General features: G+C 40.8%; 26 protein-coding genes and 3 pseudogenes. 10 read left to right on the top strand and 19 right to left on the bottom strand.

Annotated elements, in window-relative coordinates; all coding sequences use genetic code 11:
- Positions 1 to 400 precede the first annotated feature (400 nt).
- Entirely contained in the window at positions 401 to 1,969 is a 1,569-nt protein-coding gene (locus FTV09_RS12360; protein WP_159124549.1) for an ATP-binding cassette domain-containing protein, read from the top strand.
- Positions 1,970 to 2,556: 587 nt separating this feature from the next.
- Here FTV09_RS12360 and FTV09_RS12365 read toward each other — a convergent pair.
- The 5 genes from FTV09_RS12365 to mobQ all read right to left on the bottom strand — a co-directional run bounded on the left by FTV09_RS12365 (position 2,557) and on the right by mobQ (position 6,983).
- Positions 2,557 to 3,186, bottom strand: a complete 630-nt coding sequence (locus tag FTV09_RS12365; RefSeq protein ID WP_078194520.1) for a hypothetical protein — start codon at positions 3,184 to 3,186, stop codon at positions 2,557 to 2,559.
- A gap of 284 nt (positions 3,187 to 3,470) precedes the next feature.
- Positions 3,471 to 4,013, bottom strand: coding sequence for a plasmid replication DNA-binding protein (locus tag FTV09_RS12370; protein ID WP_004896925.1), 543 nt, complete (start codon positions 4,011 to 4,013; stop codon positions 3,471 to 3,473).
- Positions 4,014 to 4,079: 66 nt separating this feature from the next.
- Positions 4,080 to 5,009 (bottom strand): replication initiation protein RepM, encoded by a 930-nt coding sequence (repM, locus tag FTV09_RS12375; protein ID WP_068553070.1) that lies wholly within the window; start codon positions 5,007 to 5,009, stop codon positions 4,080 to 4,082.
- Between the two features lie 202 nt (positions 5,010 to 5,211).
- Positions 5,212 to 5,445: a hypothetical protein gene (locus tag FTV09_RS12380; protein ID WP_068553069.1), complete on the bottom strand. Its 234-nt coding sequence runs from the start codon at positions 5,443 to 5,445 to the stop codon at positions 5,212 to 5,214.
- Positions 5,446 to 5,546: 101 nt separating this feature from the next.
- On the bottom strand, positions 5,547 to 6,983 hold the full coding sequence (gene mobQ, locus FTV09_RS12385; RefSeq protein WP_180058493.1) for a MobQ family relaxase: 1,437 nt from the start codon (positions 6,981 to 6,983) through the stop codon (positions 5,547 to 5,549).
- 208 nt (positions 6,984 to 7,191) lie between these two features.
- Between mobQ and FTV09_RS12390 the strand changes: the two genes are divergently transcribed.
- Together FTV09_RS12390 and FTV09_RS12395 are read left to right on the top strand one after the other, a co-directional pair.
- Positions 7,192 to 7,458 (top strand): mobilization protein, encoded by a 267-nt coding sequence (locus tag FTV09_RS12390; RefSeq protein WP_088749624.1) that lies wholly within the window; start codon positions 7,192 to 7,194, stop codon positions 7,456 to 7,458.
- Positions 7,459 to 7,475: 17 nt separating this feature from the next.
- The gene (locus tag FTV09_RS12395) at positions 7,476 to 7,907 is read left to right on the top strand and encodes a hypothetical protein (RefSeq protein WP_039090891.1); all 432 of its coding nucleotides are present in this window, start codon (positions 7,476 to 7,478) and stop codon (positions 7,905 to 7,907) included.
- Positions 7,908 to 8,045: 138 nt separating this feature from the next.
- Here FTV09_RS12395 and FTV09_RS12400 read toward each other — a convergent pair whose 3' ends face one another.
- From FTV09_RS12400 to FTV09_RS12415, 4 genes are all read right to left on the bottom strand, one after another.
- Positions 8,046 to 8,930: an Mph(E) family macrolide 2'-phosphotransferase gene (locus FTV09_RS12400; RefSeq protein WP_000155092.1), complete on the bottom strand. Its 885-nt coding sequence runs from the start codon at positions 8,928 to 8,930 to the stop codon at positions 8,046 to 8,048.
- A 55-nt stretch (positions 8,931 to 8,985) separates the two neighbouring features.
- Positions 8,986 to 10,461, bottom strand: coding sequence for an ABC-F type ribosomal protection protein Msr(E) (gene msr(E), locus FTV09_RS12405; protein WP_000052512.1), 1,476 nt, complete (start codon positions 10,459 to 10,461; stop codon positions 8,986 to 8,988).
- 492 nt (positions 10,462 to 10,953) lie between these two features.
- Positions 10,954 to 11,226, bottom strand: coding sequence for a NadS family protein (gene nadS / locus FTV09_RS12410; RefSeq protein WP_000369781.1), 273 nt, complete (start codon positions 11,224 to 11,226; stop codon positions 10,954 to 10,956).
- Complete coding sequence (locus FTV09_RS12415) at positions 11,219 to 11,539, bottom strand: type II toxin-antitoxin system RelE/ParE family toxin (RefSeq protein WP_000897307.1); 321 nt, start codon at positions 11,537 to 11,539, stop codon at positions 11,219 to 11,221. Before FTV09_RS12415 ends, nadS begins: the two co-directional genes overlap by 8 nt.
- A gap of 139 nt (positions 11,540 to 11,678) precedes the next feature.
- On the opposite strand from FTV09_RS12415, the gene FTV09_RS12420 reads away from it, so the two are divergent.
- On the top strand, positions 11,679 to 12,098 hold the full coding sequence (locus tag FTV09_RS12420) for an SMI1/KNR4 family protein (protein ID WP_001180106.1): 420 nt from the start codon (positions 11,679 to 11,681) through the stop codon (positions 12,096 to 12,098).
- Positions 12,099 to 12,177: 79 nt separating this feature from the next.
- Here FTV09_RS12420 and FTV09_RS12425 read toward each other — a convergent pair whose 3' ends face one another.
- Together FTV09_RS12425 and FTV09_RS12430 are read right to left on the bottom strand one after the other, a co-directional pair.
- Positions 12,178 to 12,459, bottom strand: coding sequence for an addiction module antidote protein (locus FTV09_RS12425; RefSeq protein WP_000985609.1), 282 nt, complete (start codon positions 12,457 to 12,459; stop codon positions 12,178 to 12,180).
- The gene (locus FTV09_RS12430) at positions 12,460 to 12,762 is read right to left on the bottom strand and encodes a type II toxin-antitoxin system RelE/ParE family toxin (protein WP_000286964.1); all 303 of its coding nucleotides are present in this window, start codon (positions 12,760 to 12,762) and stop codon (positions 12,460 to 12,462) included.
- A gap of 148 nt (positions 12,763 to 12,910) precedes the next feature.
- Here FTV09_RS12430 and FTV09_RS12435 point away from each other — a divergent pair, with 148 nt between their 5' ends.
- Positions 12,911 to 13,441 (top strand): hypothetical protein, encoded by a 531-nt coding sequence (locus tag FTV09_RS12435; protein WP_000172759.1) that lies wholly within the window; start codon positions 12,911 to 12,913, stop codon positions 13,439 to 13,441.
- Positions 13,442 to 13,529: 88 nt separating this feature from the next.
- On the opposite strand, the gene FTV09_RS12440 is transcribed toward FTV09_RS12435, so the two are convergent.
- From FTV09_RS12440 to FTV09_RS12455, 4 genes are all read right to left on the bottom strand, one after another.
- On the bottom strand, positions 13,530 to 13,844 hold the full coding sequence (locus tag FTV09_RS12440; RefSeq protein ID WP_004728120.1) for a BrnA antitoxin family protein: 315 nt from the start codon (positions 13,842 to 13,844) through the stop codon (positions 13,530 to 13,532).
- Entirely contained in the window at positions 13,831 to 14,118 is a 288-nt protein-coding gene (locus FTV09_RS12445) for a BrnT family toxin (RefSeq protein ID WP_000438825.1), read from the bottom strand. Before FTV09_RS12445 ends, FTV09_RS12440 begins: the two co-directional genes overlap by 14 nt.
- A 256-nt stretch (positions 14,119 to 14,374) precedes the next feature.
- Entirely contained in the window at positions 14,375 to 15,700 is a 1,326-nt protein-coding gene (locus tag FTV09_RS12450; protein ID WP_020846983.1) for an ISNCY family transposase, read from the bottom strand.
- Positions 15,701 to 15,851: 151 nt separating this feature from the next.
- Positions 15,852 to 16,184 carry a MerR family DNA-binding protein gene (locus FTV09_RS12455; RefSeq protein WP_117008139.1) on the bottom strand — a complete coding sequence of 111 codons (333 nt, stop codon included), beginning with the start codon at positions 16,182 to 16,184 and terminating at the stop codon, positions 15,852 to 15,854.
- Between the two features lie 25 nt (positions 16,185 to 16,209).
- Between FTV09_RS12455 and FTV09_RS12460 the strand changes: the two genes are divergently transcribed.
- The 4 genes and pseudogenes from FTV09_RS12460 to FTV09_RS12475 form a co-directional block, all read left to right on the top strand.
- On the top strand, positions 16,210 to 16,593 hold the full coding sequence (locus FTV09_RS12460) for a transposase (protein ID WP_180058494.1): 384 nt from the start codon (positions 16,210 to 16,212) through the stop codon (positions 16,591 to 16,593).
- Positions 16,590 to 16,925 carry an IS66 family insertion sequence element accessory protein TnpB gene (gene tnpB / locus FTV09_RS12465; RefSeq protein WP_101442324.1) on the top strand — a complete coding sequence of 112 codons (336 nt, stop codon included), beginning with the start codon at positions 16,590 to 16,592 and terminating at the stop codon, positions 16,923 to 16,925. Before FTV09_RS12460 ends, tnpB begins: the two co-directional genes overlap by 4 nt.
- Before the next feature lie 74 nt (positions 16,926 to 16,999).
- On the top strand, positions 17,000 to 18,646 hold the full coding sequence (locus tag FTV09_RS12470; protein WP_001094417.1) for an IS66-like element ISAba16 family transposase: 1,647 nt from the start codon (positions 17,000 to 17,002) through the stop codon (positions 18,644 to 18,646).
- Between the two features lie 30 nt (positions 18,647 to 18,676).
- Positions 18,677 to 18,841, top strand: a pseudogene (locus FTV09_RS12475) (integrase core domain-containing protein); the annotation flags it as partial.
- 33 nt (positions 18,842 to 18,874) lie between these two features.
- Here the strand turns inward: FTV09_RS12475 and FTV09_RS18240 are convergent.
- The 4 genes and pseudogenes from FTV09_RS18240 to FTV09_RS12495 all read right to left on the bottom strand — a co-directional run.
- Positions 18,875 to 19,867, bottom strand: a pseudogene (locus FTV09_RS18240) (site-specific integrase); the annotation flags it as partial.
- Between the two features lie 1,113 nt (positions 19,868 to 20,980).
- Positions 20,981 to 22,352, bottom strand: a pseudogene (locus FTV09_RS12485) (IS1182-like element ISCfr1 family transposase).
- Between the two features lie 114 nt (positions 22,353 to 22,466).
- A complete protein-coding gene (locus FTV09_RS12490) occupies positions 22,467 to 23,603 on the bottom strand; it encodes a DUF3883 domain-containing protein (RefSeq protein WP_000080860.1) in 1,137 nt (378 codons plus the stop codon).
- Between the two features lie 50 nt (positions 23,604 to 23,653).
- Positions 23,654 to 23,881 carry a hypothetical protein gene (locus tag FTV09_RS12495; RefSeq protein WP_000248278.1) on the bottom strand — a complete coding sequence of 76 codons (228 nt, stop codon included), beginning with the start codon at positions 23,879 to 23,881 and terminating at the stop codon, positions 23,654 to 23,656.
- A 23-nt stretch (positions 23,882 to 23,904) separates the two neighbouring features.
- Between FTV09_RS12495 and FTV09_RS12500 the strand changes: the two genes are divergently transcribed.
- On the top strand, positions 23,905 to 24,096 hold the full coding sequence (locus FTV09_RS12500; protein ID WP_000951934.1) for a hypothetical protein: 192 nt from the start codon (positions 23,905 to 23,907) through the stop codon (positions 24,094 to 24,096).
- The last annotated feature ends 518 nt before the right edge of the window (positions 24,097 to 24,614 follow it).

The raw sequence follows: 24,614 nt of genomic DNA on the forward strand, positions 1-24,614 counted from the left end.
CTTTAATTTGCTTGGTAAAGATGCTGGTTTCAATAAATAACATGGACTCTTTATACGTCAATGGCGTATTTGAATTTTAGCAGTTTCCATAACAAAAAACGAGAGCTGGTAGATCTCGTTTCGCATAATCGCCATTATGTTAAATAACTTTTAGAAGCTTTAGTACAAGCTTGACAGATTGTCTTATCATTATAAAATAACCTTATTCAAATCATCCTCCCAAGAGTAACGCCAATGAAGTAAGTCATTTTCTCATCATTATTTTTAAACTTTTGATGTGCAAAATAGATTCTACTTGTGGCTATATATTCTTGGTCTCTACTTTATATCCTAAATAATATATTGTTTTTTATAAGTTAATCTTCACTATTTTGCATATCCTCTACATGAGGAATTTTTTATGCAACATGCATGTATTGCTTCAAACTTAAATTTAGAATTTTCTACACAGAAAATGTTTGATCAGCTAAACATTACGCTTTTATCAGGACAGGTTTCTGCATTAATTGGACGTAATGGTTTAGGTAAATCCCTATTGTTCAGAATATTAGATCAAAGCCAAGCTTTAGATATTCATTATAGTGGTCAAGTTTCATGGAATATCCAACATGATTATTTGGCACAATTAGAACGCCTTAATGCTGAAAATATTGCACAAGCATTAGAGGTAGATCATTTACATCATGCTTTTCGGCGTATAGAGAACAATACAGCTAGTTTTGATGATTATGAGTTAGTTGAAAATACCTGGGATTTACCACAAAAATGGCAAAATATACTTGAAAATGCTGACTTACCTACGGATTTGAACTTTCCAACAGAAAAACTGAGTGAAGGACAAAAAACAAAGCTGGCTTTATGTCGTTTGTTTTTAAAAAAGGATCACTATCTACTTTTAGATGAACCAAGCAACCATTTAGACTCAACATCTAGACAATGGTTAATTGAGAGTATTTTGGCACACCCTAGTGGTGTATGCCTGATTAGTCATGATCGCCAATTACTCAATCAAGTCCAACATATTTATGCTTTAACTGAATTAGGCTTACAACACTACAAAGGTAATTATGAGCATTACATTCAACAGCATCAGCTACACATGGATGCATTAACTCAGTCTATTAATAATGAGAAAAAAGAATTAAAGCAGTTAAAACAACGGCAACATGATAGCTTAATGAAAGCGAATAAACGTCAATCTAAAGGCAATGAACTTCGTGATTCTAATTCTCAAGCAAAGATTTTTCTAGATTTCAAAAAGGAAAATGCTGGACAAAGCTTAGGTAAGCTACGTGCCCAACAAACTCGACAAACTGATGATTTGAAAAATAGTCTGATTAATAGGCAGACCATTGTAGAAAAAATCAAAGCTCAGAAGTTTGAATTCCACTTACAGAGTACGAAGCAAGGAGAGATTTTAAGAATTCATGATTTAAAGCTACCCCATACAGCAACAAATAAAATTAATTTTGCATTGAAAGCTGGCGAAAAAATCCATCTTAAAGGTGCTAATGGAATTGGTAAATCAACCTTATTGAAATTGATTTCTACCCATCAACGTGATGATATTTTCTTTAGTGGAACATGTTTGTATTTAGATCAAAACTTTAGTTTATTAAATAATGATTTATCCGTAATCGAAAACCTTGCACTTTATAACTCCAATCTTACTGAAGTTGAGTGGAGAAATTTGTTAGGTCAGTTACGTATTCGTCGTGAAAAAGCTTTATTAAAACTATCAGAACTGAGTGGTGGTGAAAAATTGAAAGTCGCATTATTAGCAATGAGTCACTATCCTGATGGTATTGATTTATTATTGCTTGATGAACCAGAAAATCATTTAGATATTGAGTCTAGAGAGCTTCTATCGCAGGCTATTAGCCAATATCAGGGCGCTGTAATTTTAGTTTCACATGATCATTTTTTTGTTGAACAGTGTGAAATATCTGAAGAGTATTTAATTGAGTAAAATGACATTTTCAAATATATAGATTTATTAGTTCTACTAAAATTAACATAATACACGTTATACGAAGCTCCAAAAATGAGCTTAATCCAATGATTTAAAATATTTTTTTAATAAAAAAAGCCCGACATCCTGTCGGGCTTTTTCGTATTAGGTGTTTAGGTATAACTCCTGTCGTACCTCACGTCCTGGTGTTGCACTTATCATTATTGTTTTATGTGTTGGAACATCCTGTTCTCTATGTCCCCATCATATGAAAATTCGCAGAGATGACATAGACGCAATGGTCCTTAATTCATGTCAGCCTGAGCGTACAACATTGCTCAAAACTTACCCCAAGGTTTATCCGCAGAAATTGCGGATAATTTCCGAAGTGCAGGCATTGAGTTATCAGGGAAAAAGCGAAATATGAATGTTTTTTGATCGATTTTATTGGCAAGAACTATCAAAAACGATCATAAAAAAGCCGACTTGTTTCAAAATCGGCTTTTTGGGCATTTTTGGCTTTTTAAGGTTTTATTAAGTATCTGATATTTATATTAATATACAAGTGTATTGCGTATAACCACCATTATGTTAAATGTATAACTTTATAAAGTGTTAATTTTAAAGTCTTCCAATGTTTTGCCTTTTTCTTCTAATAAATTATGAACAAACTCAGGCTCTAATTTCAGCATCAGTTCAATAGCATCATGGATTTTCCAAAATTGTAATTCAGGATGATCTATTATTTGGATTAAATGGTTTTTAATTAAAGGAATATATTCATCGTATTTTTCATCATCAATTAACCAAAATAAGCGACTAATATCAAATGGTTCTGTATTAGATATTTCTATAATCTTTTGTATAGGATGAAATATTTTTATTCTAGCCTGTTCACCAAATCCTAGATCAGCTTGGAATGCCCAATAACGAACAAAAGCTCTAAGTACATGCTGAAGTGTATCATCATAACCATGTAAACGATGATCTATATAACCAACTAATTTATTTTCATTTAATAAATTTACTAATGCATCAAAACCAGAGGATTGTCCCCAATTAGTCAGAAGTTTTGCTGCCTCAAATACAATATTTTCATCAGAAGAATTTAATAAATTTATGACTTGTTCTATACGATCTTCAGGAATATCTTCTGGATCTAAATCTGTTGCATCACATGCGTAATCTGCATGAGTAGGAACGTCATGCAGTAATACAGAAATTTCTTTATTCATTAAGCCACTCATTAATAATTATCTTAAGATTTTCTAAAATTAACATAATACACGTTATACGAAATGCTTGATATTTCTCTTTAAATATCATTATATTAACGTAAGCCGTTCTGGAGTATAGGGCACCAGAACGGCTTTTTATTGATTATTCATGTTCCACGATCACTAATTGAGCGATGTTCCACGGTTTTATTCAGTTTTAATAAACATCATCCGGTTTTTTGAGGAGTCATTATTTCAAGTGCTTGCACTGAAATTGGCTCTTCAAAAAACTGGAGTCTTGGCTAACCATATGGAAGGAAAAAGCGGCTTAGGAAGCCTCTCTTCTTCTGTTCTGGTTCAACATGCTCCGGGATAGGAATACGCTTATTGTCTTGCTGAGGAGTAGTCAATTCGTCATAGTTCGTTGCTAGTTCCGACCGAGGATCCGTTGCTATATCCTGTTTAAAGCTCTGATCGGTAAAGGTAGTCATATTGGCTTTTGGTGCTTCTAGTAAGCGCTGCATAGCTTCAATCTGTTCTTGATAAAACGATTCACGTTCTAAAGATTGATTTTCTCTCTGTATTGCCTGATTTAATTGTTTTTCCAGTATGTCAACTTGACGTTTTAGTAAGTCAACTTCTGTCAAGTTTTGACTGTTAATTGATTGACTTTGATTGACTGTATCCTCTTTTTTTTGTGGTTCCCCAAAAACTCTTAGGGCCTCTGAAAAGTCAATTAATCCATCAGATCCTTTAGATAAATTTCCTTTGTTTATATGTGCATATATGGCTTGTCTTGAATATCCATAAAGCTTAGCTAACTCTGAAACTGACAGTTTTTTCATTATGTAAACCAGTTTTCAACTTGTGTTAATACCTGACTGTTAACTTAACAATTTCAATTAACAATGTCATTGAAATCCTAATTTTCTGAGTAAAGGAAGTAATTCCTTAAATTTCTCTGCATCTTGCAGCATGGCAGCTATACGTACAGCAAACTGCTGATAGCTTTCTGTGCCTTGTGAATATTTACTCATCTCAGGAAGCTCTGAGAGCTTGTTGGCGAATAGATGGCGTTGTTTATCTGTTATTTTTGAAAAGAGGTCTAATGTATTCGGATCTCTTTTAGATTCGACTGAATGCGTGGCTGATTTTTTCTGTTTAAAGCTAAATGAAAAACCAGTAATAGATCTACCTGTTTTATGCTGTTCAACTTTGACAATAATATCGGTATGTTCATTTACTTGTTTTAATGCAATGTCTAAAACATATTTTTTAAAATCATACATTCGTTTGTATTCAGTCTCGAGTACACCTATTTTTTGTCTAAAATCATACATAGTTATGAGAGGCGTTTTTCCAGTACTACGCCATGCAATCAATATTTCATATAAACGAACAGCATAAGCACTTGTTAAATTACTTATTTGTTGTATTTCATACTTTGTAAATTGTTCTTCTAACCTAGTAATTAAAGGCACAATAGCAGGGGCAAAAATAAGTCTAACGACAGCTTCATTATCAATATAAGCCACCTCGCTCACCCATCTTGATTTGTGATTAATAGTGTTACCTTTTTCACTAAGACTCTGATAACTGAATTGTCTTGCAAACAAGTCATCGCAAGCATCTTTTAACGCCTGATAAGCCGTATTTCGATGTACACCAAACTGATTAATATAACTTTCAGCATGAACTGTTAGTGGATCATTAGCATTTATCCCTTTACCCGATTCCCTTGCTTCAACAATAGCTAGGAGAATTAACCTCTGTTCAACTAGATCGAGGTTATAACTGGCATTGATTAAGGCGTTATCTTTAACAACTAGTTCTGTTTTCATATGAAAAGATTATATTTTTAATTCAATAAGACGAGGTTATATAATTATCTCGCTTAATGCAAGGTAAACCTCGTTTTAATGCAAGGTAAACCTCGTTTTAATGCAAGGTAAACCTCGTTTTAATGCAAGGTAAACCTCGTTTTAATATCTCTAGAACCATTATGAATAAAGGATTACAGCTTAATTAAAAGCATTTAAAAGCTTAAAAATAATTAAAAGCCCAGGGAGTAAAAAATTGCCCTTGGTTTTCGCTTCGCTCAAACTCTATTGAATCTCGCTTTCGCTCGATTCGTCGGGGCAATTTTTGGTTCATATTTTCGTGAATTTGAGAAAAAGCAAAAGCAAGATCAAAAGCAGCTCGGAATTCGCTTCGCTCATGAGCTTTTTTTCTCGCTACGCTCGGTTTAGGAATCAAATTTGGAAAGTTCGCACCCATTCGGGATGCTCTGTAAAGCAGGTGATTGATGGATAGGGAGCTTGTAATCAGGGAAAGGGATGGGCAAATTTTCTCAGTTCGCTCGTAGACACTCGCTCTGTTTAGCGACTCATGCCACGAGATTTCATTTTAGGCGCATGTTGCTGTGCTTTGAGCTGTTGTTCCTGTCTGAGTTTCATCTGTTGTTCTGCTTTGATCTCATCCACACATTTTTTAATGACTTGATAGGATGGGTATAGAGTCTGGTATTGCTTGGCTTTGGCTGGATGTTGTTGTTGGTACTGCTTCCAGGCATGTTCTTTGAATTTGTCATTTTCCAATAAATCCTTCACACCATGTTTTTTCTGGTGTTCATGCTGACCTTTCAGCTTTTTGTGCTCCTGGTAAATCGCATCACGTTGGGCTTCCCAGGCTTTTTTTCCAAACAGTAAGGGTTTGTTCTGAGTTAATTCGTTGTGTTGATCGACCAGGCTTTGCAATTTGTCATGACTTTGCTTGAGTCCGCTTTTCACGATCTCCTGGGCAAGCTGCTGATTGAACTCATTTTGATGTTTGTGGTGCTTGGTCAGGGTTATTTCGGCTTGTTTGAGATTACGCTGAATGAAATCCAGGTCTAGATTCGCGTCTTTTGCGCTGATTTCGCGTTTTAGCACTTTGCCAAGGGTTTCCCTCTGTTTTTCCTCAAACAGGGCTTTTTCGTCAATTGGTGGCGTTTTAGCGCTATTTTTGATTTGGATCTGCTGTTCTGTTTTCAGTGTGCTGAGTTTGATCTCATTTTCAGCAATCAGCAGATCCATATTTTTGCTGTATTGCAGCTGAGCCTGATTTCTCTGTTTGATTTCGTCATTGCTTCGGCTGATTTCGGTCTCAATCCCTTTTCGGCGCAGTTCGGTGACTTTCGGCCCTTCGTGCAGCGTGGCTTCTAAACCATTCTCCTGGTCTTTGTAGCTGCGGTGGTCGACTCGGGCAGTGTATCCAGCCAGATCCAGGTGCATATTGCAGATATCGGCAAAGTGTTCGCGCCAGTGTTCGATTTCTCCACTGTGTTTCTGATCCAGTTCCCGGGTTTTCTCGGTGAAGCCTTCCTGAGTAAGTTTGCGTGTGCTCATCAGGATATGCGCGTGATAATTGCGTTCATCACTACCAGATCCAGTATGCGGTGCATGAATACAGGCATCGACGGCTACCTGGTGTCTGTCCACGATACTGGCGCATAGCTCTTCGAGCATGGCCAGGCGTTGTTCCTGATTTAATTCACTTGGAAAAGCGATTTCAAATTCTCGGGCAACTGTCGAGTTTTTTCGGGTTTCCCGTTGTTCAACTTCGTTCCAGAGTCTTTCCCGGTTTTTTAAATGTTCTGGTGCGCCTTCGGGTAAATAAATTTCTTTATATTCCACACCTGTTTTTCGGCTGTAATCATGTTCTCGGCCCTCACGTTCACAATAGATCTTTTCACCTGCCCGATAGGCAATCGCAGCAGTAGCGGAACGCCCTGCTGATCGTGCTACGGTTTTGACTGAAAAGTGGTAAATCGCCATGCCTATTTTCGCTTTTAAATTTTCACGTAGTGAAGTACAACCGTGGATACGGTTGTCGGGGTATTGGGGAGACCCCAATCGTACTTGCAAACGAAGTTTGCATAAGTGCGCTCTTCGAGGAAAACATTACTATACATATAGCACCTTGAATGCATATTCAAGTGCGCTTATGTTAGGGATGGTTTCCCAGGATGATGGTATTGGATTAATGAGCGTTACTGAAACACTAGACAGCAAAATCAAAGCACAGGAAGAAAAGCTAAAGCAGTTAAAGGCTCAAAGACAGGCAGCACTGGCAAGAGAACGTGCTAAAGAGAAAGAACAAGCTCGAAAGGATGATACCAGACGCAAAATTTTAATTGGATCCTGTATGCTAAAGATCACTGAAGATGATGAACAAGCCAGAGCTAAATTAATTGCTCAGATGGATAAGTATTTAACAGATGAGCGTGACCGAAAGCTTTTTAATTTATAAATTTTGAGGGATAAGTAGTGGAAGATCCAACACTTAATAAGTTAATACGTAATACAGAATTATTCTTCGAACATCACTGGAATGTAGACCTATTAGGAAAGCCTCCTGAATGGTCACCAGTACATTTTAATTTTGGAAAAATTCCTAATTACGATAAACAAGGTGTATATGCGTTTGTCAAAGGGGATTTAGTGACTTATATCGGTGTTGGGACTTCTAGAGGTGCTGGCCGTTATCGTGGTAATGGCTTAAGCGCCAGGGTAATGAAATATTGCCGATGGAATGAAGATAAAACTGAATATATTGCGATAGATCCAAGACTGAAAGATGCTGGATCCATCATTACAATAGGCTTTGAGCGTGATACGGCTTATTTAGCAAATGCCCTAGAAGTTTTTCTTATCTCTAAAATCCAACCTGTCCACAATGTGGTTAAAGTTGGTATGTAATTTCGCATAAGAAATTTTATGTTAAATGATTGTTAGAAATGCCCCTTGATCGAGGCATTTTCTATAAAGAATACTAAAAACTAATTAAAGCCAACCAAGTTTCAAAACAAGGCAGTTCTCAGCAATCATATTTTTAAATTATATAACTCCCAACTGAGCTTTTGCTCCAACGATAAGGCTTTCATTTTGAGTTTCTAAGGCAAATAAACCATACATCAAAGGAGAGGCCGCTGCTCTTTCTAAAGTCTGTTCATATAGTTTATTCCAAACTTTACCCCCTAGTTTTTCATACTCGATGATTAGAGTTTTGAGGCTTTCTTCTCCAAACAAAGTTACATGCCCAGCAAAATCAATCGCTGGGTCATCTATATGGGCTGTTGACCAATCAATAACGCCTGAAACAGCTCCATCCTTTGAAGCTAGTACATGCCCAGCATATAAATCGCCATGTATAAATTGGGTGAAATCTGCCCATAGAACATCATTATCCAACCATTTTCTGTAGCGGGTTTCCAATTGCTCACTTATACCAATTTCAGATTTTACTAACTGCAAATTGTTTGCTATTTCAGGTCTTAAATCTGAAGGTTTCATAATTTTCAAATCATTTTCCCGAACTTCTTTTTCAGGAATACTATGGATTTCAAATAAGGTTTTTGCCAAAGATGTTATGTATTTCGGGCTATCTTTGTCCATATTCCAAATTATTTCATAGGTTTCAGCATCCAAATTTAAAACAGGATTATCTTTAAGTATGGGATAAGCCACTAATTCTGTAGATGAAATTCTCCAATCAGGAACCTCTACAGAAAGATGTTTTTTTACCAATTCTAAAATGCGTTTTTCTTTCTTGATTTGTTCCCTCATGCCATCACGACGAGGAATACGCAGCAACCATTGTTGCCCCTTTGTATCAAGAGCAAAAACGACCTTAAAATCAATGCCCATTTCATTGAAATTCATTTTGTCCGTAAGCAACAAGCCGTGTGCTTCAGCAAGTGATTGAATATCTTGAATTGTCATTTTTAATTTCCTTTAAAGAGTTCAATAATTAATGTTCGGATTAGATTGGCTATCATTAACAATCTCTCTCAAAAGTCTTGATGATTTTGTGGTCTTTGATCTCGTAGATAATGTCAGCAATATTATCGACCAATTGCTTGTCATGAGATACGAAGATAATAGTTCCTGCATAGGACTTCATCATTGTTTCTAATGCGGCAATACTTTTTAGGTCAAGATAGTTTCCTGGTTCATCCATAAGCAAAATATTATATTTTCCTAAAAGCATTTTGGATAAAAGCAGTTTGATGATTTCACCTCCCGATAAGTCGGATAAGTTTTTTTGAATATCATTCGCTCCGATCCCCATTGAAGCCAATACTGCACGAATTTCCGCAACTGTGTACTCGCACTCTTCCTGCATAAAGGAGAGCACAGATTTATGCGTGTTAAATTTATATCCTGTTTGTGTAAAGTAGCCAATTTCAGCTTTTGGAGATATGGTTAATCCATCAGCACGTTCTGATATCATTTTTAACAAGGACGTTTTCCCTGTTCCATTCGATCCAGTTATAGCGACTTTAGCGCCAAGCGGTATTATAAAGTTAGCGTCATCAAAGATAGTACGGCTACCAAATTTTAAGCTCAGACCATCTGCCGTAATCGGGAACTTATTGTGCAGTTCTAGGGCTGAACTTTGACGAAAACGAATAGAACGCAAATGCTCTGGTGCTTGAATATCTTCTAATGCAGCCAAACGCTTTTCCATACTCTTAGCTGCCTGATACAGTTTTCTTTGCTTGGTGCCAGTCATTTTTGCATGCCCAAGTCGTCCAGCACTTTCGGTAGAGTTTTTGGATTTTTCTCCTTTTTTCTTATTGTCTAATCGATTAGCTTGCTGGCGTTTTTCTTGCACAGCAGATTCTAATCGCTCCCGTTCCTTCATCATCAGCTCATATTCTACGGCTTGGTGTTGTCGCTCTTCTTCTTTTTGACGCAAGTAATCCGAGTAACCACCCCAATATTCCGTAATTTTACCGTCTTTTAACTCCCATATCTTGTCTACAACCATATCAAGAAAATATCGGTCATGACTGATAACAAGTAATGCTCCATCAAATGCTTTAAGTTGACCAATAAGTAGATCTATTCCATTGAGATCAAGGTGGCTGGTTGGTTCATCCGCTAGAATGCCATGTACTTGTTGGGAAAATGCGGCAGCAATTTTTGCACGAGTTTCCTCTCCGCCACTCATTGTGTCGTTTTGTACATTGGAAACACCAAGGCGAGATAACATTGCCCGGTCTTCGACCGTTTCTATTTCGATTCCGCCCAGTTGGCTGATATGTGCAAAATCACCAAAACGCTGTAATGTCGCTTCGGCTAAAACAATTTCGCCATTAAGTACTTTGAGTAAACTACTCTTTCCTGCTCCGTTATCACCCACAAGACCAATACGGTCATAAGAGTGAATTTCCAATTCATCAATATCCAAAACATCACGCCCAGCATAATCCAAGCGTATGTTTCTCGCTTTAATAATTAAACTCATTTTTATTTACTCCTGTTTAGCTCTTGAAATTTTTTATGCAGCAAACAGGATTTAGGTGAAAACAAAAGCTAGCATCACAGTGTCCTCCCAAAAAAAAAGCTATTCATCCACAGGGTGGACAAATAGCTAGTCAATTAAGTTATAACTGGAAACTATGCACTAAAAGCATACTTATAAATTAAGCATACTTTTACTTTATATATCCGCATATATTCTTAAAGACACAACAAAAGCCCACCATTATAAAATAGTGTCACTATGCAAATAGTTGTGTCTTAACGAATGCGGATAGAATGCATAAACTTACCTAAAAAATAAAATTCAGTTTTATGATAACTTTACTGTTAAAAGAAGTCTAGACAACCTTGTTTTATGCTTGGATATAAGGCTTATTTTAAAATAATAGTAGTGAAGATTTTCTAAAATTAACATAATACACCTTATACGAAATAAAAATGGGAGCCTTAAGCTCCCATTTTTTAAGTAATTTTTTCAAATAAGGCTTGGGTGAGCATCTAAAATTCGAATCAATGTAGCTGCTGGTCCAGTTGGATAGCGTCGTCCCTGTTCCCAATTTTGCAGGGTACGGGGGCTAATATGTAGACGTGCAGCAAATTCATTTTGGCTCAAGCCAGTTTTTTCACGTACTTCTTTAATATCAGGCAATTCGAGTTCTGTAACTCGGCTTGCTTTAACTTCTTTACGTTTGATAGCTCCAGCTTCTTTGATTGAAGCAACCAAGTCATCAAATAAGTTGTTATCCATGAAATTGCTCCTTCACGAGTTGGTGCAGAATGGCGGTTTCCTTATCTGTTAAATTATCTTTTACTGATTTTGGATAAGCCACTAAGAAAAAGATCTGATCATCCTCGGTGACCCAATAATAAATCACCCGTATCCCACCACTTTTCCCTTTGTTACCTTGAGCACAACGTACTTTGCGAATACCACCGCCATTCTTGATTAGGTCACCTCTATCAGGCTGTACCAAAAGATCTTGCTGAAGTTGACGATATTCCTCATCAGATACAAGGTCTTTAATTTGCTTGGTAAAGATGCTGGTTTCAATAAATAACATGGACTCTTTATACGTCAATGGCGTATTTGAATTTTAGCAGTTTCCATAACAAAAAACGAGAGCTGGTAGATCTCGTTTCGCATAACAGCCATTATGTTAAATTGTAGTAAGAACTTTAATGCGATAGAGCAGAATGTATATGCAAAATAAGCTTGATAACATTATTCAAGAATTAAAAGAACTATCTGGGAATAGTCGTCTAAACATAGAACTACCTGATGATATTTTCATATCTGCTTATGAACGAAAAATAGGTTTTATTTTTCCAAAAGATTATAAAAAAGTTTTGAAAGAGATTAGCAATATCTTTTATGGAACAATTGAATTAGCGTCTCTTACAGATGAGAAAGAATGCTATCGAGGGCTATCTCAGATATTAAATGATGCTAGGGAGCAAGGTCTGCCAGAAGATTGGCTACCTATTTGTGAAGATAATGGTAGTTATTATTGCCTATCTCCTAATCATAAAATTAGATATTGGACAGCAGATGGATATAGCGATGAGCAGTGGGAAGATTTAGCAGATTGGATCAAGCAAGTTTGGATAGATGGAAATTAAGAATTTCTAAAATTAACATAATACACCTTATACGAAATTAAAAAATGGAGCCTAAAGCTCCATTTTTTAATAACTTTTTTTAAATTGCTAAGCGTAAATTCAGTGCTTTTACAACTTTAATCACAGTATCAAAACTAGGGTTAACATCACCAGAAAGTGCTTTATAAAGACTTTCTCGGCCTAAGCCTGTATCTCGTGATAATTGAGCCATTCCTTTAGCTTTTGCAATGTTACCTAAAGCCTTTGCAATGAATGCGGCATCGCCATTAGATTCTTCAATACATGCTTGTAAGTAAGCCTGCATATCATCCTCTGTTTTAAGATGCTCAGCACTGTCCCATTTGCGAAGTTTAATAGCCATTTATAGCTCCTCCTCTAAATCTTGTGCCAATTGCAGGGCAAGTTTTATATCTTTACTTTGCGTAGACTTATCTCCGCCTGCTAAAAGAATAACAACCCTTTGCCCTTGCTTGCAGTAATAAATCCTATAGCCTGGCCCAAAGAAGAAACGTAATTCAGAAACACCTTCACCGACCGGCTCAGTATCTCCAAAGTTTCCATCTTCAACCCGATCAATTCGGACTTGTATGCGTCTTTTTGCCTGCTGGTCTTTTAACTTGGTGAACCAGTCATCAAAGACTTCAGTGGTATATATTGAGTACATAAGTAGAATGTATCCTATAGGATACATTTATGCAAGAAATAAACTTGATATTTGGGGCTCGAAACGGTGAATTTCGTATAACCGCCATTATGTTAAGTTAATCAAAATTCTTAATGCACCAAAACCTAAAAATTTAAATGGAGTAAAAATGACTTTAAAGGGGTTAGATATTCAAGAAGATTGTATCAAAGCTATTTCTAATGAATCTTTAATATTTGATATTAAGAATAAAGAGTTTTTAGAGGATATAGAAAATCTTTTATTACAGTATTTTCAAAATTTTAGTAATGATTTAAATGGAATTGAGTTTGATAATTTTTCTGTGGAGTTTTGGTTCGATGCAGGACAATTGATTATTTATCCTGAAAAAGATTTATTAGATCGTAAACCCTTTGAATCTGAATATGATTTAGATAGATTAGACCCTTATTTTTATCTAGTTTGTGAAGAATATAGGATATATTTTGATGACTTAATATCTCGAAAAGTAAGCGATCAAGTATCTGAAAAAGAAGCTATTTCTAAAACTAATGACGTAATTGATTGTGTAAGCAAAGCTATAAAAAATATAAATGATGAAAACAATCTTTTAAAGATGTTAGGCAGGCCTAAATTAGAAATAAGATATTTCGGTGTAACGAAAGAAGAACTTTTAGCAAAAGAAATTCTCGTGAAATGAAGTAGATATTTTTGTCGTATTAAGGAAAACTAAAATTAACATAATGGGCGTTATGCGAAGTCAAAAATGGGAGCTTAAGCTCCCATTTTTATTGATGATTTTTTAATTCTTTCAGCATAGCATCCCGTAAAATTTCATTCATTCGTGTTTGATAACCTTTGCCTTGTGCTTTGAACCAAGCAAGTACATCAGCATCTAACCGAATTGAAGTTTGTTGCTTCACTGGGCGGTAAAATTGATTTTGGCGTACAGCACTGCTCCAATCGGTAATTTCAGGAATATCTGATAGATCTAGCTGATCATCAGGAACCGTGCCTTTAGCAAGCAAGCGTTGAATTTCAGCATCTTGCTTCTCACCAAATTTCTCATTCAGCTCTTTGCGTGAGTATCTAACCATGCTCATATTTGTTTCGCTCCGCTTTAGTCACTTGCCTTGCACTAATGATTCGTATGATTTCACAGTCATCTTCATCAAAAATGGTGTGAGCCACCAATAACATTAGTACGCCTTTAACTCGTCCAATGGTTTGCCAACGTTCTTCACCATCGGTATGTCTGTCTTGGATTGAGATCCGTAATGGATCTTCAAAAACAAGGCTTGCAGTTTCGAAAGAGATATCATGCTTTTTCTGATTCTTTCGATTCTTAGCCTCATCCCATTCAAAATACTGTTCCATAAAAAACATTCAAATTTGTATATACAATAATGTATCACAAAATTGTATAACTCAAGTTGAGAAGCGTAATTTTTAGTCAAATTTATTGGCAAGTACTATCAAAACTGCTCATAAAAAAGCCGACTTGTTTCCAAGTCGGCTTTTGAACATCATCGAGCAAATAATTTATATCATAAGTTTTTGATTTTTATATTTTTCAATTTGTGCTGTTATTCCTAAGTAGAAATGTCCTACCTAATAACCAAATAGAAATGTCCTATACAGACACTTCCAAGTCAAGCACAGGATTCAGATTTCGTTCTTTGATTACTGTTTTCTGTGCACGTCTGCTCGGCATCTTTTGAGAACGATTGCGTTTGTTTTGCTGTTCTAATTCTTCGTGCTGTTGTTGAATATGATTGAGAACAGCACCTAAACGTTTATTCTCAACAACCTCTCGCTGGTTGAGCTGACTTAATTTATCGAAGATGCTGTAATTGATTTTTCTTCCTTGATGTTCAATGGCTACCGTGCCATCCGGGTATTCCAGAAACTCAAGATACTTGCCGATCAACCTTTTATTTTCTTCGGTATTTTCCAGTAAATATACGCATTTATCATAAGTAATCGTCAGGCTGTTCGTGACTCTGCGGGGTTCACGCCAGGTAAAAACATCATCTAATTCTTCGGCTGTTTCAGTGACAGTCCGGTGTAGATCCTTGGGATTAAAGGCCATATTGGCAAATTTACGATTAAATTGCTCGATAAAGCAGGGCAGCCAGGCATTCGCTTGCTCAATCGAACAGATGCCTTCCAGGCGCATTTCTTTAATCAGACGGTCCTGAAGCGTTCTATTCGCCCGTTCTACACGGCCTTTGGCTTGTGGTGAATTGGCGAAGATGATATCGATATTGAGGGTACTGAGTACGCGTCCAAACTGGGTAATCTTGGTGTCTTTCTTGCTGCTTTGATTCACCCTGAAGACTGAATGTTTATCACTGTAAAACGCCAACGGCTTACCATGCTGCTCAACATACAAACGTGTTGAAATCATATAGTCAAATGCTGATTCCGACTCACAGAAACGTAAATGCTGTAATTTTCCTGTGGCATCATCGATAAATACCAGCAGACAGCACTTAGCAGCGCGTCCTTCAAACCAGTCATGGTGTGAGCCATCGATTTGAATCAGTTCACCATAACAATCTCGGTTATAACGAGGCTGATACGGGCGTTTCAGGCGCTTGGCGCGAGGAATCCACAGATCGGCTGCAATCATCCAGGAACGCAGTGTTTCCACTGAAATATCGAATCCATGAACAGTGGTGAGCTTTTCATGCGCTAAAGTGGGTCCGAAACCATGCAGTTGATCCGAAACAATATTGAGGCACTTGAGTCTGAGCTCTTCAGGAAGCCTGGAATTGCTGATTTGGCCACGTGCAGCATGTGCTAATGCAGCTGGGCCTTGAGCTTTGTATTTTTGCAATAAACGTCTGATCTGACGTTCTGAAATATGAAGTAGCTGAGCAGCTTGGGACTGGGTTATGCGTTGATCACAGATTTCTTGCAAGACCGACAATCGTTTAAGTTCTTTATCCGACATAGACACCAACATATCAAACCGTCCGCTAAGAAAATTGCAAAAGTGCATATTCTAAAAGCGGACATTTTTACTTTGGAGAAACCGGACATTTCTACTTGGGGCTTACATGTGCATTTCGTATAACGCCCATTATGTTAAATTGAGGGGAATTTCAGCTATTCATTTCTAATTTTTTGATGATATAACAGTTCTCAATTTTACGATTATCCCCACAAAGATTTTCTAAGTCATCTAATTGTTTCTTGAAGGAGGTTAATTGCTTAATTCTATTATCTAATTCTTTTGTATGTTTTTTTATAAGGTTATTTACTTTAGTACAATTTTGATTAGGAGTTTCTAACTCCTCACATAGAGACTCTATATCTTTAATAGAGATACCTAAACTTCTACAATTTAATATAAAACTTAATTTATCTAATGAACGTAAGCATCCGGCTAACACAGCCTTACCAAGCGATCCTATAAGCCTTAATTTAGTTCCCACCTAAAAACAAGTGGGGACTTAATCCATGAACATGGATATATATTCAGCAACACCTCCTGTTGCTAAAAAACGCAGAACATACAGCAAAGAATTCAAACTCAGTATTGTCAATGCCTGTAAAAATCCTAATACCTCGATCGCTTCGGTCGCACTGCAACATAGTATTAATGCCAACCTTGTCAGTCGTTGGATCAGGATCTTCAGCCATCATGAGGGTGCCGTGCAGGATCCTACTCATGTGAATCCAGCATTTATTGCTTTGCCTTACACTGCTGCAATCAGCCAACCTATTGATGAGAGGATCACGTTGTGTATCACCGTGCCTCATACGAATAATGATATTCAGCTAAAATGGCAGACATCAGAAATACCTGCCTTAGCAGAATTACTCAAGGCACTTACAACATGATCCGTATCGATGAAATCTGGTTGTCTACTCAGCCCATGGACATGCGTGCAGGTATGGATACGGCCATGGCTCAGGTGGTGAGAGCCTTTGGCTACATCAAACCGCATTGTGCTTACCTGTTCTGTAATAAACGTGGCCATCGCATGAAAGTACTGGTACATGATGGACTGGGCATCTGGCTGTGTGCCCGGCGGCTGGAACAGGGCAAATTTCACTGGGCTCAAGTTCACCAAGGTGAAACCGTGGCCCTCAGCCCGGAACAGTTACAGGCACTGATCCAAGGTTTGCCCTGGCAGCGCATTGGACGACAGCAGGTGGTGACGATGCTTTAAACCAGGCTGTTCCATTCTGCTATTCTCCAAACGTTCTATTTCATTCTTCTCATGACCTCAGGCATACTGCGGTCATGAATACGCTGCCTGACTTAAGCCAACTGACCCATGAACAACTGCTGGAATTCACCAGACAGTTGGCGATGCAGCATCAGTCTCTAGCACAATCAAATCAAGAATTAGAAAAATCAAACCAGCAATTGGATGCCAAAGTTCAACATCTTGAAGTCACCAATCAGCAATTAGATTCTAAAGTTCAACATCTTTCTATTCTCAATCAAAAATACGAGCATGAACTCGCACTATTTAAACAGCACAAATTCGGCAGTAAAAACGAACATCTCACTGCAAAACAAATCCACCTGTGGGATGAAGCGGTTGAAGAAGATATTGCTGCGGTTGATCTAGAACTGGAACGGCTAAATGCAGATAAAACCGATGCAGCGACACAGAAAGCCAAAACCAATAAACCTAAACGTCGACCACTGCCAGATCATCTACACACCATCCGTATTGAGCATGAACCTGCATCAACCCAATGCGCTTGTGGCTGCCAACTCCGTCGTATCGGCGAAGATGTCAGTGAAAAACTGCATTTCAGACCGGCACAGTTCTATAAGGAACAGCATGTGCGTGGTAAATGGGTCTGTGATCAGTGTGACACCCTGACTCAGCAAGCGATGCCCGCCTATGTGATTGATAAAGGCATTGCTTCACCTGAACTGCTCAGCCATGTTTTGGTATCGAAATATGCCGATCATTTGCCGCTGTACCGTCAACGTCTGATCTATCAGCGGGCGGGAATCGAACTTTCTAGATCAACTTTATCTGACTGGATAGGTCGCTGCGGTGTAGAACTGGAACCTCTAGCCAATGCCTTAAAAGAGGTGGTACTACAACAGCAGGTGCTGCATGCAGATGAAACACCGGTCACCATCATGCGGATGGGTGAGAATGATAAAAAACCGAAGAAAGGTTATGTCTGGGCCTATGCCACTACACAGTACAATCCAGTTCAGGCGGTGATCTATGACTTTCAGGATAGTCGTTCAGGCCAGCATGCTGCAGAGTTCTTGAAAGGCTGGCAGGGTTATCTAGTCTGTGATGATTACAGTGGTTATAAAGCACGCTTTAAATCAGGCCAGGTCATTGAGGTGGGCTGCATGGCCCATGCACGTCGTAAATTCCATGAACTGCATGTAACTGGGAAAAGTCAGGTCGCTGAACAGGCATTAGTGCTGATTCAGAAACTGTATGCGATAGAAGCAGAGCTCAGGAAAAAGACCGATGGTACAGCGGAAGACCGCCGCGAATACCGACAACAGCATAGTCAACCAGTGATGCAACAACTATATGAATGGCTCAACCAACATCATCTGACAGTGCCATCGAGTTCTCCCACCGCCAAGGCCATCAATTACACTCTGAAGCGTTGGCCAGCTTTAAGCCGCTATCTGGATGATGGCAATCTACCTATTTGCAATAATTGGGTCGAGAATCAGATGCGTCCCTGGGCGTTGGGGCGCAAGAACTGGCTGTTTGCAGGTTCGCTGCGCAGTGGTCAGCGAGCGGCAAACATCATGACGTTAATCCAGTCAGCAAAGCTGAATGGCTTGGATCCGTATGCCTATTTAAGTGATGTGCTGAAAAGGCTGCCGACACATAAAGTGACCCAGATTGAAGAGTTACTGCCACACTGCTGGAAACCTAAATCGAATTAAAATTGGTATGGGATTCAGCGGACGCTTACGTATATTGAACGTTATAATCGGACTATACGTTATAGCTGGCTAAGCAAGCATCTATTTGACACACTGGAAGAAGTACAAGATTATGCAACAAACTGGTTGTGGCATTACAACCATGAAAGACCACATCAAGCTAACAAAGGAAAGCCACCTCTAAGGGCTGCTTAACCTCTACTTTTAACTTCGGTTATTTATGGGAGGATTACCATAACTTAAAGCAGAATAGGGAGGCTTTAAGGATGTAAATAAGATATGTGAAGGAATTTCTTTTCGGATTTCATTTATATAGATTTGAAGAATTCTGTAGTCTCGTTCCTGCAGTTTAATTACTCGGTACGAATATTCATTTTTGATTTTTGGCTTTTTTGATCGATCATCGAACTCATCATCTGTATTTGTAATAATTAAACTAAAACTATGATTCTGAATTGATTTTTTAATAGAGTTGGTTGTTAGTAGCATAAGCTCACCAATTCTAAGACCATAGTTGAGCATGAGATGTATGATCAGAAAGTTTCTGAGTTGTACATTTTTAGATCTAAAAGGATTTAATTCATTGTATTTATTAGAGTTACTTGGTGAAATGACTGAATACAATCCTTTAATCATTTCCTGATTCATGCTCTTAAAATTATGATTTATCTCACTTTTAATTGTCTTATTGGCTTTTGAAAAATTATTTATAATTTTTTTCTTTATTGTCATATATTTATTCAAGTTTTCTTTAATTTTTTGAATTTCCTTCAACGTAAGTTGTGGCTGTGATTGCATGCTTAAGTATTCATTAATCAAGAAGTTGTAAAACTTTAAGAAGGATCTAACTCTATGACCAATTGTTGTGTAATTAATATGTTCTGAATTGCTTAGCCGTATAAGATTACTTTCAAGTTTTTTATTATTTTCTAAGTAAACAATGAAATTATCAATTTCACATTGAATGATCTCAAAATTATAGGATGTCGAATAGAACGACTCACAAAAGGACGTGGCAAACTTTTCAAACCAAAATTCATACCAAAATTTTATTGCGATTAAATCTGCATGCTGCGTAGAGATACTTTGAAATCTAAGAAATTTCATGGTGTACAGCATAGGGTACATACATGGACAGAATGAATCTAAATCAAATAAAAGAATAATTTGATTTTCGTTTGAGACTTTCTTTTCTAAATGAATTGTTTTTAAAGCAAACATAGTAAAGTTTATGAATTATTCTTAAGGTCAACATATCATATTTTATGATTGAAATAGAAATTAGTTAAGTTATTGAATCTTAGTTCAAGAAAGAAAAATATGAAGTTATTGTTAGGTGTATCGGAATTGTCATAATTAAAATTCTCAAAGGAGTAGAAAAGGCACTACCCCACAATTTTTTTCTCTCAAAATGTCATTCACTGTCATTTTTTAGTGGCAAGTACCAGGTGCAATTCTTTTTACGGTGTATTACACCGTAGATGTTTTGAGTGAGCTTAGCTGGCACCGTAAAAGTTTTGATCGACAAAATATCCAAAGTCAACTGGACTGTTAATCCATTTGCTAAACAAAACGTGAAACAGCAAATTATTGTAGTCTATATATTTTTCATAATTGTTCACGATACCTAAGTTCAGCAAGTTTTTTTCAAACTCAATGCGTTCAATGGGTTCTGATTTCACAAATGCATGGATGGATGCTTTGATTGTGGGAGGAAAATAAAGTGTCATCCTAACTACAGGACCCTGCAACGTAGCAATTCCTGTAAAAATCCATTTAAAACAATGACTTATTTCAATTCTGCCATCTGCAAGCGTTTTGTGGGGATGGAGGCCGGAATCATTAAAGTATCATCCTAATTTTCGCTCAACCTTGGAAAATGCTGAGAATCGTAAAAATAAAGTTTCATCCTTTCCGCTACTAGTTCAAGGCTTTCTTCCGGCCGCCGGCAACAACGCTGCTTGGCTGAGGCGATCCACTTGCGCTACCGCTCACTGATCAGATCGAACTTGAACTCGACGAGCAGCCAACCATCAGGCCGAGCGTGATCGCCAAAAAAAACGGATCATGCGAAATCCTTCGTTGAGTTTGGCGCGGGTTTTAGCAAATCAGCTGGCCCGCGATCCGGTTGAGAGTGATCCGAAGCGGTCCTTGACGACCGGCACAAATCGGCCGATTCTGTTGAAAAAGTAGCTTTAGCGGCAGCCTGCCGATCAGGTGTGCCTGCTGTCGAAGTGGCTGCAAGCCACTTCAAGTTGCCTTCCGGCGTTTCACTGAGCGTCCTTGCTCAGGTTTAAGGGTTAATTTGAGGGTTTCTGCTCGTAGCAGGCATACCTATCCCGTCAGCGGTGGCCCTTGAGGCAAAAGCTTGGCCATGCGGCGCAGGTTCTGCACCATCGCAGCCAAGGTGAATTCGTCAGTGGCACCCGTTAGGCCACGCAGTCGTAAACGGTCGAGTTTCATGATCCGTTTGAGGTGGGCGAAAAGCATCTCCACCTTCTTTCGTTCGCAGCGAGAGACGAGGTACTCCGGTGTCTTGGCGATGCGTCGAGCCACGTCGCGGGCAGCCTCATGGATGCTGCGGACGATCTTCCGATTCGGCGTGTTGGGGCAGCATTTCGCTTTCAACGGGCAGGTGGCGCAGTCGGTTTGGCTGGAGCGGTAAATGACGGTTTTGGCCTTAGTTACCCGCGACCTTTGCTGGGTGAAGGCGCGCCATTCACTGCGTAGCGGTTTGCCGGCTGGGCAGCGATATTCATTGGCGTCCTGACTCCAGTGAAAGTCGTTACTGGAGAGGCTGTCGTCCTTGCGCTCGGTCTTGTCCCACACCGGCACATGCGGTTCGATGTCCTTTTCTTCGACCATCCAGGCCAGCATCGGGGCGGTGCCATAAGCGGTATCGCCGATAAGGCGTTCCGGTGTGAGATCGAACTGCGCCTCGACACGCTCGACCATCGTCCTAGTCGAATCGACTTCGGCGGTACGGTGCGCCGGGGTAGCTTCCACGTCCATGATCACACCGTGCTCAGTGTCGATCAGGTAATTCGTGGAGTAGGCAAAAAAGGCCGGGCCACCTGGCGCTGCTGTCCAACGGGACTGAGGATCAGTGAGCGAAATTTTCTTGGGAAGAGCCTCAGCCAGCGCCTCTTCATCAAGGGCTTCGAGGTACTCGCGCACTGCGCGGCTGCTGAGCTTTGGATCGTTCCAATCGACCTCATCTCCCGCCACCCCACGTTGCCGGCTGGCATCCGCCTTAATGATGCTGGCGTCGACGGCGAAACCTTCACCCTTGACTAGGCCGGCTGCCATGCAGCGCCGCAGCACCTCATTGAATAACCAGCGGAATAGATCGCTGTCACGAAAACGCCCATGGCGATTCTTCGAGAAGGTCGAGTGATTGGGGACTTCGTCTTCCAGACCCAACCGGCAGAACCAGCGATAGGCCAGGTTCAGGTGCACCTCTTCGCACAATCGCCGCTCGGAACGAATGCCATAGCAAGTAGCCGACGACCAGCATGCGCACCATCAACTCCGGGTCAATCGAGGGACGCCCGATGGGGCTATAGAAATCTGCCAGGTAGGCACGTAGATCACTGAGATCCAAGCACTGGTCGATGCTGCGCAGGAGATGTTGGGCCGGGACGTGATCTTCCAGATTGAACGAGTAGAACAGGCGCTGCTGTCCTCCCGGTAACTGTCCCATCATGCTGTTCGCCCCCACGCTCGCTGACAAAGCAATTTTGCCAACGGCATGGGGAGGCCGCTACTTTTTCAACAGAATCGGCCGCACACAGCCATTCGGCTCAACAGAACCCTGCCTTTACCCCACCAAACTCCGGAAACTCGCCCGGTAGTCCGTCGGCTTGAGATGCACATGTTGGCTGAGGTCGCCGGGTAGCGTGAACAGGCGCGGACCGTCCCGAAACTGGAACACGCGATACAGATGGAATTGATCGCCCGCCTCCTTGGAGAATTCGAGTTCGTTGTGGCTGACCAAGAAAGACGAGCCTACCCCGCCATTGGTGGTTTTCACCTCGATGAAGCGCTCATGGGCGTCCTCTTCGAACGACAGGATGTCGAACCCCGCACCGTCTCCCTGGGTGTCGGACACCCAATCCAGCCGCTGAAAAAGCTCTGGGTGGCCGAGCTCGGTCAGGCGTTGCTGTTCGTAGCCAATCACCCACTGCTCCCCTGCCCGGCCCAGCTTGCGGTTGGCTTCATCGCGAGCGGCATAATCGAACTTTCGCGGTAGGCGTTGCCGTAGAGATGCCGGGGTACGCACAAGCACTTCACGGGCGGGTGGTTCTACCAAAGCCGCTCGGTAGGTTTTGTCACCCGGAAGTTTTACCTCCTCCAGGGCATCGACAAGAGCGCCGACCGTCTGCTGATGTTCCAGAACGTAGGCGTGTACGGATTTACGCAGCAGCAGTTGGCTGTTGCCGCGTGGCTTGTAGCCGTTGATATAGGGCAGGCCCAGGGCATCGAGTACGGCGCTAATGTTCTGGTGCTTGAGCTCGACTGAAGACTTGCTGCGACCGTTCAGCAGTTGGCGCAGTGCCTGGTTGTGCTCGGACTTGTTGTACGGCTCCCCAGCCGCCTCGGCACGCAGCATGTCGAAATAGTCTTCGACCGTGGCCAGGACCTCTTCTTCGGACCAGTCTTCGCCGATGCGAATGATGCGAAACCCGAGCCGCGTCAGCGCCGGAACGACGGTCGCCTCGCCACCGGAGAAGCTGTCAGCAGTGAGCGGGCCCTGCTCGGGAAATTGCTTGCCGAAGGCCACACCGGCGATGGCCTTGGAATCGCAATCGGTGCCGGTCTTCGGATCACGTACCAGGAAGTCGCGGGACTTGCCGTAGCCGTGGCGCGCCAGGAATTTCGTGCGGCCCAGTTGCACGAACTCATCGATGGCAGCCTGCACGGCGGCGGGGCTTCGAAGCTGGGAGAGTTGAGACACAGGGTCCTTCCTTACTGTCATGGTGTGCCGGGAACCGCCGAGCCACGAGATTATGAGTAGCCCCTGAACAGAAACGTCACGATAAAAGCCGTGAACGCCACCAGGCCCATTAAATCCCTTGCGTATTTGCAGCCCGTGCTGTCCAAACCTGTACCAGGTCCGATCAACACGCTCCAACCATTGAGGTACGAAAACACCGCCTGACCGAACAAAAAATGCGTGATAGCCGCCGCAGCCATGACGCCGGAATCGTCAGACAGGCTGTAGCTGTTGACCATTGCCCTGTACGCCTGCATCTGAAATGGCTATTGCCCTGATGGGAGCCGGCTTTTCAGCCACCGACACCAGCGATGCCGTCAATATTCTTTACCCGATAACCATGACCGTACAAGCTAACAAGGCCTGGCAAGCCAGCGGACTTAAAAAGTCTTTTTTTCTACCATCCCACAAAAAAGTTCGTGGTGGAGAAAAGATAAGCTATGCAAGGCTTTAGGAGACGTGGTTTTTCAGGATGACGAAGAACGATTCGGCGCTAGGTGCAACATAGGTGCATCGCACGAGCGCTAGGAACGGCGAAAAAAGGCGGACGTGGCGAAATCGGTAGACGCAGCAGACTTTAAAATTGGAGTGCCCGCGGGGAAATCCGCGGAGTAGAACCGCTCAAAGTCGGGGAACGCTAACGGGCAATACCCTAAGCCAATCCCGAGCCAAGCCCCTTCGGGGGAAGGTGTAGAGACTGGACGGGCGGCGCCTAAAGCCTTCGGGCAATGGCGAAGGGACAGTCCAGACCACGAACGTCATCAGACGGCGGCGAAAGTCGAGGTGGTACGAAAATCTGCTTCTCTGTGAGAGTACGGGTTCGAGTCCCGTCGTCCGCACCACAAAGCCAAACATCCCTGCGATGATCGACCTCTGGGCGTTTGGTCGTGAGCCCGCCACCCTCGCGCTACGCTTTGCGCAGGCGTCGAAGGCGATCAGGTGCGCCCATCGATTCCGTCGAGCACCATCGCT

The organism is Acinetobacter sp. YH12227, from assembly GCF_013417785.1.
Taxonomy (GTDB): domain Bacteria; phylum Pseudomonadota; class Gammaproteobacteria; order Pseudomonadales; family Moraxellaceae; genus Acinetobacter; species Acinetobacter gandensis.